The organism is Bacteroides sp. ET71 (genome assembly GCF_023336905.1).
Lineage (GTDB): Bacteria > Bacteroidota > Bacteroidia > Bacteroidales > Bacteroidaceae > Bacteroides.
Genome location: NZ_JAMBLS010000013.1, coordinates 1 through 13,250 on the forward strand (window position 1 = coordinate 1; position 13,250 = coordinate 13,250).

At 50.0% G+C, this 13,250-nt stretch carries 9 protein-coding genes and 1 pseudogene; 2 read left to right on the top strand and 8 right to left on the bottom strand.

Annotated elements, in window-relative coordinates; all coding sequences use genetic code 11:
- Window positions 1-302: cyclopropane-fatty-acyl-phospholipid synthase (locus M3090_RS08385; RefSeq protein WP_249055192.1), on the top strand; the 302-nt coding region annotated here is incomplete at its 5' end.
- Between the two features lie 145 nt (window positions 303-447).
- On the opposite strand, the gene M3090_RS08390 is transcribed toward M3090_RS08385, so the two are convergent.
- The 5 genes and pseudogenes from M3090_RS08390 to M3090_RS08410 form a co-directional block, all read right to left on the bottom strand.
- Window positions 448-720: a hypothetical protein gene (locus M3090_RS08390; protein WP_087334932.1), complete on the bottom strand. Its 273-nt coding sequence runs from the start codon at window positions 718-720 to the stop codon at window positions 448-450.
- A 10-nt stretch (window positions 721-730) separates the two neighbouring features.
- Window positions 731-1,006: a hypothetical protein gene (locus M3090_RS08395; protein WP_249055194.1), complete on the bottom strand. Its 276-nt coding sequence runs from the start codon at window positions 1,004-1,006 to the stop codon at window positions 731-733.
- A gap of 435 nt (window positions 1,007-1,441) precedes the next feature.
- Window positions 1,442-3,166, bottom strand: coding sequence for a ParB/RepB/Spo0J family partition protein (locus M3090_RS08400; RefSeq protein ID WP_249055196.1), 1,725 nt, complete (start codon window positions 3,164-3,166; stop codon window positions 1,442-1,444).
- A 462-nt stretch (window positions 3,167-3,628) separates the two neighbouring features.
- A pseudogene (locus M3090_RS08405) lies at window positions 3,629-3,811 on the bottom strand (hypothetical protein); the annotation flags it as partial.
- A 131-nt stretch (window positions 3,812-3,942) separates the two neighbouring features.
- A complete protein-coding gene (locus tag M3090_RS08410) occupies window positions 3,943-4,356 on the bottom strand; it encodes a single-stranded DNA-binding protein (RefSeq protein ID WP_249055198.1) in 414 nt (137 codons plus the stop codon).
- A gap of 1,022 nt (window positions 4,357-5,378) precedes the next feature.
- Between M3090_RS08410 and M3090_RS08415 the strand changes: the two genes are divergently transcribed.
- Window positions 5,379-6,284, top strand: coding sequence for a hypothetical protein (locus tag M3090_RS08415; protein ID WP_249055201.1), 906 nt, complete (start codon window positions 5,379-5,381; stop codon window positions 6,282-6,284).
- Window positions 6,285-6,399: 115 nt separating this feature from the next.
- Here the strand turns inward: M3090_RS08415 and M3090_RS08420 are convergent, their stop codons facing one another.
- The 3 genes from M3090_RS08420 to M3090_RS08430 form a co-directional block, all read right to left on the bottom strand.
- Window positions 6,400-6,813, bottom strand: coding sequence for a DUF4313 domain-containing protein (locus tag M3090_RS08420; RefSeq protein WP_249055205.1), 414 nt, complete (start codon window positions 6,811-6,813; stop codon window positions 6,400-6,402).
- Window positions 6,814-7,250: 437 nt separating this feature from the next.
- Window positions 7,251-12,224, bottom strand: a complete 4,974-nt coding sequence (locus M3090_RS08425) for an N-6 DNA methylase (protein ID WP_249055208.1) — start codon at window positions 12,222-12,224, stop codon at window positions 7,251-7,253.
- Window positions 12,225-12,619: 395 nt separating this feature from the next.
- Window positions 12,620-13,246: a hypothetical protein gene (locus M3090_RS08430; RefSeq protein WP_087334915.1), complete on the bottom strand. Its 627-nt coding sequence runs from the start codon at window positions 13,244-13,246 to the stop codon at window positions 12,620-12,622.
- Window positions 13,247-13,250 lie beyond the last annotated feature (4 nt).

Here is a 13,250-nt window from a genome sequence, read left to right on the forward strand (position 1 = left end):
AAGAGAAAAGACTGGAAAGGGAACGACAGACCCGATTTTTTGAAAATTATGTACGGTTCCTGCAAGCAAACGGCTTTACAACAAGAACTATACTTTATCCAGAAGATAAAGCCAACGATGACTCCGAAATAAGAGTCAGTGACTTAACGAATGAAGGGTTTGAATTTTTTAAGTATGGAATTATCAGATGGCGAAAGAAAGTAGATAGAGCAAAAGATATAGATAAGGCCATTTCTGATTATAAGTTTATTAACAAGAAATTAGACGAGTTTAATGCGGCTAAAAACAATAAGGCAGTTTAGTTCAATCCCATCACCAAACGATAGTGTTCAAATTGCCATACAATTTGATTGCTGAATCAGGCTGTTGCAATCCCATTAGCTGCCTGAAACGCAACACCGCCCGCACAATGGTGCAGGCGGTGTCCGATGCGGCCTTTTTGTCCGGTTACTCGAACCAGTCCGGGTTGCTTTCCTTCAGGACTTCAACCAGCTCCTTGTCCGGCAGCTTCAAGTTGCCCCGGTCGGTAAAGTAGAACACCTCGTCATAGAGGTATTCCGCCTCTTCACCGGCAAAGCCTTCGTTGGCATCTTCAAAACTGCCCGGCTGCAATGCGTCAAGCAGTTCGGTGGAGCCAATCAGCAATTCTTCCCCGTCGATTGATTCAACGATGCGGCAGATGTATTTCTTGCCGTCAAACTGGATTTCCTTTGTCTTCATATTGCCCTCCTTATTTTAATGGTATGTTACGTCCGTGTTCGTTGAGATATTCCATGATGCACTTCGCCTCCTCGTGCGACGCCCTGTTGCGGTCATCATAACGGCGGCTGTCGTCCGCCATGACCTTGATGCACTCCCGGATAAGCCGGTAAAGGCTCTGCTGAAGCGTGGGGTGCATGTCAGGGATAGCCGCAGCAAATCGTTTCGGATTGAAATCAAAGTCGTTTACCGCCATTTCCCACTCCTTTGCGAGCCTGTACTCTTTAGATTCCTTAATGTTGTCCATAATCTGAATTTTTAATGATTAATATTTTTTCTTCCCTCTGTTCGGCATCCTGCAACCGGAGCCGCTTCGGGTTTTTCGGTGCAGGGAGAGGCCGCCGGAGAAGCCATTCCCGATGTTTTTTCCTGCCAATTACTCTTGCCCCGGCAAGGAAGAATTTGCAGGAAATCCACTTCAAAATGGAGGGAACAGGCGCGGCAGCCTACATTCGCACCGTAGAAAACCCGTGCGGTGACGGCATGGAGGCTGAAACATGGGAATCCAAAACGGTATAAAGGGAACGAGCCTTGGGATACAAGGCTTTGAAAAAGGGATGGCAGACGGTTATAAACGGATGGCGGCGTTATGCCGCCGTTCCCTGCTATAAAAGGCATGGCCGGCACACGCCAGTATGCAGGACGGATTGCTCCGCCCTGCTTCTGAACTGAATTATGAAAGTCAAGCCGCTACATCTTCAGCTTGTGGCGTTTCATCGGGTTGCGGTTCTTCCTGCTGTTCCGTTTCCTGCTTCGCCTTATCCTGCACGGCAAGGACAGCTTTCTTTTCCTCGATGCGCTGGTGGCGTTTCTCGTACACTTCATCATAGCCCTTTCGGATTTCGGCAAGCGTCTCGGGCATGTGCTTTTCCGCAAATTGGAGCAAGAGGGTGGCTACTGCATTGCCTCCGAATGCTTCTTGGAACTTCGCAATCAGAAAATCCCTGCGGATAACGGCTTTCGCCTTGCCGTTAAGATTTTCAATGATATTGAATTTATCCTCGTCAGAAAGGTAAAACACATTTTCGCTGTCGATGCCCACCGCTGCGTAATGCTCCTTGCGGAGCGATGAAAGGAGGAAGAAATAAATCATCTTGTCCTCGTCCGCACCAAACTTGGTTTCGGTGGCGTCCACCTCCAAAATCCGCTTCTTGGTGTCTGCAACGGTCTTTTCAAGGGCGATTTCCTTGTTCCGCTTGTCCTGCTTCTCCAACTTTTCAAGCGGTGAAAGTGGCTTCTCGTCTGCCGATGCACCATTTCCAGCCGTATTCATTGCAGAAGTTTCCATGTAACCGAGAGAAATGTCATCACGCCCGACAATGACATAGAGCGATATATCCCCCTCTGTGCTTCCCCGCAGTATGTCCTCGCATTCAGCCTTGTAGTCCTCCTGCTCCTGCTCGTAATCCTTTCGGGCTTCCTCATATTCCGCCGTGGTCTCGTAATCGACCGCTTCGGGTTCTTCGGGCATTTCGGGATAATCCGTATAATATGGCAGCGTTTCCAACTCATAGCCGAGTTCAACAAGACGCTTTGCAGCCATATCGTTGGAATTGTAGGTACTACGGGCTAACATGGCAGTGGAATGTTCGCCCAACATCTGCACGGCGCGTTCCACAAGGTAGGCCGTGTTCATATCCTCAAGGCACTTCCTGTTGGCGCACTTTCCACAACCGCCCTCACAGAACAGCGTCATGTTGTTGGTGTTGTGCGGACAAGACATGCAGAGGGTCTTGTCAAAGGAATAGTATTCAAGGTCGGTCGTAAAATTCCTTTCGATGAGTCTCGCCACATCTGCGGCTTTCATGCCACGCCAACTGTTATACACGATACCCTCTTTCAGATGCCTGTCGTACACCTCGCTCTGTATCTCCTTACCGTAGCGGCAGATTTCGCTTGCCACGCTGATAGTGATTTCGTCCGTTTCCAAAAGGGCTGCGATTTCGGGGATAAGGGCAGTGAATTTCAATCGAGTGCGGATATAGTCTTCCGACTTGCCGAACTGGACTGCCAGTGAATGTACATCGTGTCGTCCGCTCTCCATCAGTTTCTGATAGGCGTTGGCTTCCTCAATGGGTGTCACATCCTTGCGTTGCAGGTTTTCAGTGACAGCCATTTCTTCAGCCACCTCGTCCGACACTTCGTAAATGACTGCAGGAATAGTTTCCAACCCTGCCATGAGCGATGCACGGTATCTGCGCTCTCCAAAGATAATCTCGAAGCGGTTTTCCGCAATGGGTCGCACACCTATGGGCTGTAGGACACCCTGCTGCCGTATGCTGTCGGCAAGTTCGGCAAGGCTCGCCTCGTCAAAGGTCTTGCGTGGGTTGTAATTACTCGGCTGAATGTCCGCCAATGCTACCGATACGATGTTCTTTTCTACTGACTTCATGTCTGTTGCTTTCATAATTCTAAAAATTTAATTTGTTAATAACTCGTTTTTTTATTTTCCCTCTTGTCGGTCCTTTTCTGCCGAACCGCCTTTGGGGTTTTATGGATGCAGGTTCCGGCTGTCGGTACAGCTTCATACGGCGGTTTTTCCTGCCAATTACTCTTTCTCCGAAAGGAAGAATTTGCAGGAAATCCACTTCAAACCGACGGATCAAGCGCGACTGCCGACCTTTGCATCTGATAAAACCAATGGCCGGTGACAGCAGGAATGACCAGGAGAGGATAAAGGCCCGGCCGTATAGAAAAGGGAAGACGGGCTTGCCGGTCATAGAAACGGTGTGGATGAACGCTATAAATGGGTATAAAAGAATGTGATATTTGGCAAATACAAAAGGTAAATTTCCCACAAATCGTATAAAAGGATTGGCGGAACAGGCAGCATATCGGGCAACTCCGATATGCCACCTGAAGAAAATCACAGCGGCGACAGTTCCGCCGGGAACACTTCCGCCTCCGAATAGTCCGAGGCTATCAAAATGATACTGTCCTCTTCGATTACCTCCGGGACATCCACCACCTGATACACACCGTCCGACAAACCGCCGTCCGGGTCATGCCAGAAAACCTTGCTTCCAGCCTTTATAAAATCGTAATTACACATATCTCTAACATTATTCTTATTTCTGTCCGGAGTGTAAACCGAAACCGGCATACACCATACCGGCAGTGATTCTGACTGCCGGATACGGCATATACCATAGTCCAGTCCATACCGCCACCGGTATGCCCTTGTCAGAACGGCAGATCGTCCTTGTCGTCCTGCGGCATATCGGCAGGGGGTACGGGTGTGCTGTCCGTTGTGGTCGCCATGTTGTCCGGGCTGCCAGCCGAGCTGTCCTTCTTGCCTGTATTGATGAATGCGATGCTCTCCGCCGTAATGGAAAGCTGAATCTGGCTCTCCCCGTTTTTGTCCGTCCACAGGGAAGATGACAGCGTGCCTTCAACAAGTACCAGCCGTCCTTTTGTGAGGTATTCAGCCAACCGGATGTGGTTCTCCTTGTTGCTTCTTACCTTTACCCATGTGGTGACGTTCTGTCCCTTTGCATAATCGTCAACGGCCATGTTCATAGCCATGAATGAGCCGTGTGCTCCTGCAATCACCTGGCAGTCTTTGCCGATGCGTCCGATAGTGTGTACATGTAACATAATAAAAAATGTTTTGTGGCAAGATGGTTGGTCCTGCCGTTACCTTTTTTTATTTTCCCTCTTCTCGGTTCCTTTCTGTCTGAACCGCTGTCGGGATTTTATGCTGCAACCAAAGGCTGTCGGCAAAGCCGCACACGTCGTTTTTTCTTGCCAATTACTCTTGGCAGCCCCGGCTGTCAAGGAAGAATTTGCAAGAAATGCACTTCAAAACGTAAGGGACAGGCGCGACGGCCTATATTTGCAGCGGTAAAACCAGACCGGTGACTGCCAGAAAGCATCCGGAGAAAGCATAAAGTCGCACCGATTATAACTGTACGGACGGCCTGCCGGATATAAAAGCAGAGGGAAAGGATGATATAAGGGGAGCAACGGCTCGGGCGGGTAGAGAACAGCGGTCTGCCGGGCAAACAGAAAGGGGACTCTTTCCGCCTTGAGATCTGCCGGAATATATGGAGGCCGGCGCAAAGCGGGATGTGTCACCGTTTGTCCATGACACTGCCGGCCCGGAAAGGAAAGATACGGATTAAAGGCAGAATGTGCCAGAGCAAGATCCGGCAGGAAGTCTTGCATAGCGGAATACCGTGTTGTTTCGACATCCGTCGAAGCTCCGGCATGGAGCGGCAAGAATCGGACTGGCGGTGCTCCGGCACAGCCTTCCGTACCTTGGATTGAAGAGTGGACAGGGGCACAGACCTCCTACCTTGCTTCATGGGCGGGAAAAGCCGGATAGAAAAGGGATGAAATGCCGGGAGAAAACACGCGCAGGTGAAGTTTTTGCGCAAAAAACAAACACAAATATGGTCGTTTCCCGAATCTTTGCCTATCTTTGCAGCACGAGAACCCCCAAGCCTCTTAACAATGCTCAAATCGGGGGTCGTTTTATTTTTATGCTCCTATGACAATCAATTTCCCGAAACGAAACAACAGTTCGGAGGAACTGGCCGACCTGCTATCCCGAAGAAGGCTTGTTCCTGATGACAAGGAAGTCAATAATTTATATGAGACAATGAATTAATATAAAAATGGAAAAATTTTACAAGAAACAAATCCAGCTTTGGAAAAAAGTATATGAGGATTGGAACAATTCAGAGTCTTGGCAAAGATGCTTAAACGCATTGCCTCAGTATGTCTATAATGGTACTGAAGAATTTACCTTTCGAGAAGAGATTTTTCCTGGCTATTTCAAAGATCTTCATCACGATAGTTTTCAACTTTATGGGCTTTGTAATCACTATTTTCAAGCAAAGGCGGTTCTTGAATTTGAAGAAAACAATGATTATTCAAAATTAGTGGAAGGTTATTATCATCACATTCTTTATATTATATTGGGAGAAAAACATAGTAAATTTGAAATGGGATGGCTTGAATATGATTTCAGTTTGCTATTGATTTTTACAATAACTTATTTCCCACAATACACCTCTATTGTAGGAAAACACTTAGTAAAATTCTTAAAATTTCGTCATGAACGTAATTCATACGGAAAAAGGTATCATAAAATGTTTGGATTCTCGAATGTTATCTGGCTATCAGTATTTATATGTAAATGGTATGGGTTTAACGATTTGGCAAAAGAAATACAGAATTATTTTGATGTCATAGCAGATCCCCCGTATCAATTAGCCACAGAGAATCTGCTCTGTACAGATGCGGAAATTGTAAATACATGGGTAGCAGGATTATCAGATTTTCATATTAAGAATAGTAAGGATAATCTGACACTACCATTTAATAACTATTATTGGCAATATTATCCGATTGAGATAATTGCCTTGCTTGAAATAAGACAGAAGGAAAATATCTCAAACGAAATCATTAAAAATGACTTTATCAAAAGATTTCTACCCCACATAGGTAAATATAGTTCGATTGAATTTGACGAACTAACTCGCGCTCTCACAACACGAATTATTGGAGATAATGATTAAGTATTGGGGGCGGGAAAAGCCGGGTAGAAAAGGAACGGCATGTCGGGACGGTATGCCATAAAAAGGGAATTGCCGGCAATGAAGGCAGCCCTCTATGACTGCCTTCCCCTGTCTGTCAACCGATGAAGTTGAAATGCCTGTCGCAAAATTCTTTCTGCCGCATGAAACGCTCGCTCCGGTAGAAGTCCACTTTGGGATACATGCAATGGCCGGAGGCGGCATATCTGCCGGTCGGTACACCCAACTCATAAAGCACGAGCCAGTCCAGCACCGCTTCTCCGTTGTTGTTCGTGTCGATGAACTGGCAGCCGGCATTACGCTCCACGCCCGGAAGATTGACGGTTATGACTGCCTCCGGCTCGAAACCGTTGCTGTCTTCTTTATATTCAAGCAATTCCAGACAGATTGGGCTGCCCAGTCCGTGCTGGTAGTAGGTAACAAACGGGAAGACCCATTTTTCATCCTTACGCAGAAGTTTTAACGTCAAACCGTCAACGACCACTTTTTTCTCACTGATTTTCTTTTCCATACTTCAAATTTTTTATTTTGTTTTTTTTCTTTTCCCTGCGTTCGGTCCTTTCAGACCTTCGCCGGAATTATTTTTCCGCATCTGAAAGTGATGACGGCAAGCGTACAAATCTGGCGACAGAAATACGCTTCTCCACGAGAAGGAAGATTTCCGTCGGACACCGCAGGCTTGCAGGATTTGTAGGGAGCAGCCGTAATCCGTTACTTTCGCGGAACAATAAGCCGGGAAGGTAGGACTGGCTGCGAAGACAAAGATAAGGAAAGATATAAAAGGATGGACAGGCAGGTATAAGGGGGAACGGTAAAAAAGGGAAAGAGGATAAAAAAGGGAGGATGCCGGCCTATAAAGGCAGGGCGGCCGCACAGGGCGTACCATACAGAAAAACCTGCCCGGCCATACGACCGGACAGGGAGTAAAGGTTAAAATATGAATTACGGTCAGGCGGCTTTGTCGATGTCCTCCTGTGCCGGATGCGGTTTCTGTTCCGCTTCCTTGAGGGCCTCGTCTATCCGCCGCTGCAAGTCCCTGCATTCCTGCCGGAGCCTTGCCAGTTCGTCCGCCTTGCTCCACCTGCGGCTGACGATTTCCTGCAAGGTGGGAAGTTCGCTTTGCAGTTTCGCGATTTTCTTGCGCTGATTGTCGATGATGCCCGGCAGTTTTTCCAGTGCATTCTTCGGGTATTGCGCCGACTCGACAAATCCCAGCGGCAACGCTCCCGACATGCCGCAACGGTATTTCAATCCGCTTCTGCCCTCGACATAGAACGTGTTGCGGTCGAATGTCCCGGAAAAGTCATATTCGCTGCGCACCAGCAGGTTCAGCCCCATATAGCTGCCTATGGTGGCGTATGCTTCGCTGCGGTATGTTTTCGCTATGCGGTGCAGTTCACGCCCGGTCTCTTCCGCCGTGGCTTGCGGCAGGTTCAGCAGCAGGGTTGTCCGCTCTCCTGCGTATGCCTCGATGTATTCCCTGTCGGACTTGACCTGTCCGATGAACCGTTCCGCCTTTTCGATGTCCTGCCTGTTGGCTGACATCTTGTGCTCGGCACGGATGCGCCCTTTCTTGAAAATGGCCTGTTCCTTTTCCAACTGCATAATCCTGTTGTCAAGTTTCGCCTTGTTCAAGAGGTCGGTATTCCCGGAGAGAATGGCTACGAACTCGGCGAAGTTCATGCCGTTGTCCTCGTCCATGCTGTCCTCGTCGATACGGCGCACGGCTATCGTGCCGTTGTTAATCTGGTTGATGAACATCTGTTTGTTACGCAAAAGGTTGAACTTGTAGGCATCCAACGTCTTCTCCGTGCCATAGATGACTATATCCACCACATTGCCGCCCCAGAGCTTGACGGTATTGCCCTTGCGCACCGCACGACCGTTGCGCTGCTCCATGTCCGCAGGCCTCCAAGGTATCTCGAGATGATGCACCGCCACCGCCCGCTGCTGGGCGTTCACCCCTGTACCGAGCATGGTAGTCGAGCCGAACAGCACACGCACCCTGCCGCTGTTCATGTCGGCAAAGAGCTTCTTTCTCGCCCTCTCCGTGGTGGCACACTGGATAAACTGGATTTCATCAGCCGGGATGCCGAGCCGCACCAGCTTGTCCTTGATGTCGGTGTAGATATTCCACACGTTAGGCTTGTAGGTGGAAAGGTCGCTGAATATGAACTGCGTACCCCGGTTGGCATTGGAGCGCACATAATAGTCATAGACCGTCCTTGCGCAGATTGAAGCCTTGTTTCCTGCGTCGTCGCTGAACCTGTCACCCAAAAGGCGCATGTCAAGCGACATCTTCCGTGCCACGTTGGTAGCGATGAGCATCTTCGCCTTGTCGAGATTGTCCGGTTCGGGAATATCGAGGCCGAGGTCTTCCCACTCTCCGCTGCGCGCAAAGGAAACCAACCGTCCAATCATTTCCTCCTGTTCGATGGTCGGGGCATGGGAAAGGAAACGCACGTTTTTCTCCGGCACATCGAGGTTTATCATGTCGGCGGTACGGTAATCGGTAATCTCACGCAGGAACATCGCCAGTTCCGGCACCTTGATATAAGAACGGAAACGCTCTTTCCGCCGGATTGAGCCTGTCACGTTCAGTTCGTAGTCGGCAGACTTCTTCGTGAATATCGCCGCCCACGCATCAAAGCAGCTGATGGACTGCCTGCGGAGTTCCCTCGGGCGCAGGTATTTGAACATCACATACAGTTCGGTAAGCGCATTGACAACCACCGTGCCGGAAAGTAGTGTCGCCCCCAAATCCCGGCCTGTGCGGTGCTGTATGTCACGGATGGCAAACAGCATGTTCATCGCCCTTTGCGAGCCTTTGGTGTTGCCGATGCCCGCCACCCTTGTATGGCGTGTCTGGAACATCAGGTTTTTTATAACCTGACATTCGTCCACAAAAATGTGGTCTATGCCCATCGAATGAAAGTCCACTGTATCGTCTTTCCGAGCCTTGATTTTCTCCTGCAATTCGGCGAGTTTCGCTTTCAGGTTCTCCTGTCGCTTCTCCAGCCCTTTCTGCATCTGTCTGCTGCGGTAGCGCATGGTGGAGTTCTCCAGCACCTCGAGGCAACGCTCCACATCGGCCAGTTCCTCCGTGAAAATCTCCATCATGGTTATTTCCGACTGCGGTATCTTCGCGAACTGGTCGTGTGTCAGGATGATGCAGTCCCAGTTGTTGTTCTGTATCTTGGCAAACACCTCTTTCCGGTTGGCAGGCGTGAAGTCCTCCTTGCCCGGATAGAGCAGTTTGGCAGACGGATAAGCCTTGCGGAACGTGTCGGCAATCTCGTGCACGTTGGCTTTCAGGCCGACAATCAGAGGTTTCTGTACCAATCCCAAGCGTTTCATCTCATAAGCCGCCACGCACATTATCATCGTCTTACCAGTACCCACCTCGTGCCAACAGATACCTCCGCCGTTCTGCTTAAGCATCCAGACGGCATCTTTCTGCGAGGGATAAAGCTCCTTGTAGGGGAAGTGCTCGAATGACAGCCCCGGAAAGGTCTGCGCCGAACCGTCATAGTGCGGCCTCACAAAACAGTTGAACCGCTCGTTATAGACCCTAACCAGTTCATCCCTGACCTCCAGCGGCTGGCTGTCGAGCCATGCGTTGAACCGCTCCCTAATCTCCTGTATCTTGGTGGATGCCTCCTGTATGGCTTCCTCGTCCGGCACACGCACCCTGTCGCCGTTGCGTTCAATCTCCTTTGTTATTTCCGGCACTGTATCATGCAGGGCATGGACGAACAGGTCTTCGCCGTTGCAGTTGCGCACCGTGTAGGTGTTGTAAGCCGCCGGAGAATAGCCGTTCAGCCGCACAAGATAGGTGTCATTCACATCAAAGTACATCACCTCGGTTTCCACACCGAACAGCTCCGCCGCAAAATCGGCGTATATCTTCGTGTCAATCCACCGTTCGCCCATGTTGATGTCGAGTTCCTCGTAAGGTATCGGTTCGGGGGTTACGCTCTCCAGTGCCCTTGCAGAGATTTCCGTCCAATCCCTTTCCCTGCCGGACAGGTCGTCAAGGCATGACATGAGTTCCTTATGCTTGGCAATGACATTGCCTGCGAGAAACTTGCCTTTATGTTCCCATTCTCCGGCTATGGGGTTGTAGAAAACCTCGCCTTTGAGGGCTTCCGTGACCTCTTCCACTTCCGTGCCTGTGGACTGCACGATGTAGTCCATCTTCACCTTGCCGTAGAAATTGAGGCTGCTTGCCAACGCCTCGAGCGGCGCCAGCGTTACATTGGTGTCTATCTTCTTGAATGCCACCGGCTCACGCATGATGTCGGACTTGAAGATGTTGTCGCCGACCTGCATTTCAATGGTATAGACCTCCATTCCCAAACTGTCCTGAATGACAAACTCCCTGTTGTCGTTCTCGTGGAAGCACCCCCACTTGGCGACAAATGCGTCATACAGGGCGTTCAGCCGTTCACGCAAGGCTGTCTGTTCCTTTTCTTCCTCCCGCTCTTTCGTTGAGAGTTCAAAATACGCCTCCCGGAGCGGCAGGTAATCGGACGCCCTCTCCAGATTGACCTTTCCCTCGTCCAGCGGCACGAAATCCACCGCCGTTCCCTCGTAGAAGCTCGACTTGCGGAAGCGGAGCGTGCCAACCTGTCCCTCGAAGAGCACCATCGCACCCTCCTTTATCCATTCGGGCATATCCCCGGTGTATGCCCTCCGGCCTTTCTCCGGCATGACGGCAGCCGTTCCCCCGAAGAGTGACATCTGCACAGGCGCATCGTCCTGTCCGATGAAAAGGCTCTTGTGGAAATACCGGGCGAGGTCATACTGCAGCAGGGCGGACAGGTATCGGGACATGGAGCATTCGTCCCCAGACCACCTGTATTTACGGACATACTTACCGTGTTGGTTCCTGACAATGCCGCTGTCGGTCGCCAGTACGGTCTTCGGCAGGGAAAACAGTTTGTTGGCGTATTCCGTCATCGTTCCGTCCGCATTTGCCTTTTCCCTTGTGACTTGCAGGAAAGCTTTCTCCCGGAGCGAGAGGGATGCCTTGTTCGTATGCTTCTGGAATATGAGCAGGTCGCTGCCCACCTCGATGCCGCTCGTCTGCATGAAAAGCGTATCGGGAAGCCTTACCGCACTGATAAGGTCGGCATGGCTCACGAGGTACTCACGCACGAACTTGTTGCCCGGCGTGTCGGCTACGCCCCTTGAAGTGACAAAGGCAAGCAAACCGCCCTCTGACAGCAACTCCATAACCTTGAAAAAAAAGTAATTGTGAATGGTCTTGGCTGCCTGTTCGTAGATGCCGCCCATTTTCCAAAATTCCGCATCGAACACACGGAAATTGCCGAACGGAATGTTGGATGCAATGACATCGAATTTCCGATGCTCCAGCTCCTGCCTGTCTATCGTTTCAAACCCACCTGTCACGGTGGTTGCTTCATCATGCAAAAGAGAAAGTATAAGTCCGGTAATGATGTCGTTCTCAATGGCATAGCTGCGTGTTTCGTCCATAGCGACAGGCAGGAAACCGCCGATGCCTGCACTCGGTTCGAGGAAGCTGCGCATCTGCAGTCCGTTCTCCCTGAATGTGGCGTGTATCTGACTTGCCACGGTATCAATGATGAATTTCGGCGTATAGAACGCTGTCAGCACGGAAGACTTAATGCTGTCCAGAAAGAGATTGTAATCCGCTTTGCTTCCTTGAACAAAGGCATTCAAAGCCTCCTGCAGACGGTTCATCTGCTCCGCCAGTTCCTCGGGTATGGGAACTTGCGTCCCGATGGCCAGCACTTCCTTGACGCCTCCGAAACCCGAATACTGTGCCAACACCTGTTTTTCCTCCTGTGTGGCTTTCCTGTGCTCTCCGTAAACAGTCACCGCTGTTTCTATGGCAGCCACATTCGCCGCCAGTGATTTCAATTTGTTGTAACTCATAGCTTAACCTTTAAATTAATTTTCTTCCCTTTGTTCGGTCCGTTTGCGACCGCAGGGATTATTTTTCTGCTTTGAAAGGTGGCGGTAGCCATACGCCAAGGCCGGTAAGGAAAAATACGCTCGACAGCCGGAGAGGAAGATTTTTCCGAGACCCTACGGGCAGAATGCCGGCATTGGCAGGAATGGAAAGCGCCGGTTACCTTTGCTGAAAAATCCAATCCCCCGAGGTCGCACGGCTGAACAGGCGGAAACGCCGTGGTATAGAAAGGGAGGATGCCGGGCAGGTAGAAAAGGGAATGGAAAGGTATAAAGGTAATTGCCGTCGGCAGACCGGAAACATAAAAAGCCGTATCGGGTCATTTGCCCGACACGGCTCTGCCTTGTTCCGAAACGGATTAATCAATATCGTAGCCAATCACATATTCATCGTTGATAAGCAGGTAATAGTAACCGTTTCCACAATCTCTGTATTCCTTGCTGAACCCGGCAATCATGTCGCCGTTGTCACGCGGCTCGCACCAGAGCGTACCATCATATCCGCAAAAGTCAAAACGACTGGTAGAGTAACTCTTTCCATCTTTCAGTGCTTTTCTGAAAAGCTCCATGCGCACGCTGCCGCAATACTTCTCAATCCTTGCCAGGCTGATACACATTCCGTCAATACTTGTTCCTGTTGTTATGTTGTTTTCGTAGAGGGATTTCTCCGGGTCGGCTGCGGCAATATCCCGAAGCCAAGCGTTGGTATGCGTGGCAAGAGCGGCGAGTCTTTTGTATTTCAAGACCAATTTTCTCTCCCTGTCCGTTTCAACATTGGCGGAGGGATAATATATTTTCTCAATGGACTTCCAGTCTGAAAAGACATAGCCCATTTTGCGCTTTCCCGGTGCGACAATTCCGATGATGTTTTCGTCACGGTTGATGAACAGCCGTCTGCGTTTTCCGTTAATTCTCACATACAGTGATGGGGGATTTTCCGCGTTGCGGAGATATGCTTCCGCCGGATGAATGTTAGTCGGTTCCATATTT

What these genes read in the sequence shown, in the direction of transcription:
- M3090_RS08400 (WP_249055196.1), bottom strand. Translation starts at nt 3,166, where the DNA reads ATGAAAGCAACAGACATGAAGTCAGTAGAAAAGAACATCGTATCGGTA.
- M3090_RS08430 (WP_087334915.1), bottom strand. Translation starts at nt 13,246, where the DNA reads ATGGAACCGACTAACATTCATCCGGCGGAAGCATATCTCCGCAACGCG.
- M3090_RS08420 (WP_249055205.1), bottom strand. Translation starts at nt 6,813, where the DNA reads ATGGAAAAGAAAATCAGTGAGAAAAAAGTGGTCGTTGACGGTTTGACG.
- M3090_RS08415 (WP_249055201.1), top strand. Translation starts at nt 5,379, where the DNA reads ATGGAAAAATTTTACAAGAAACAAATCCAGCTTTGGAAAAAAGTATAT.
- M3090_RS08395 (WP_249055194.1), bottom strand. Translation starts at nt 1,006, where the DNA reads ATGGACAACATTAAGGAATCTAAAGAGTACAGGCTCGCAAAGGAGTGG.
- M3090_RS08390 (WP_087334932.1), bottom strand. Translation starts at nt 720, where the DNA reads ATGAAGACAAAGGAAATCCAGTTTGACGGCAAGAAATACATCTGCCGC.
- M3090_RS08425 (WP_249055208.1), bottom strand. Translation starts at nt 12,224, where the DNA reads ATGAGTTACAACAAATTGAAATCACTGGCGGCGAATGTGGCTGCCATA.
- M3090_RS08410 (WP_249055198.1), bottom strand. Translation starts at nt 4,356, where the DNA reads ATGTTACATGTACACACTATCGGACGCATCGGCAAAGACTGCCAGGTG.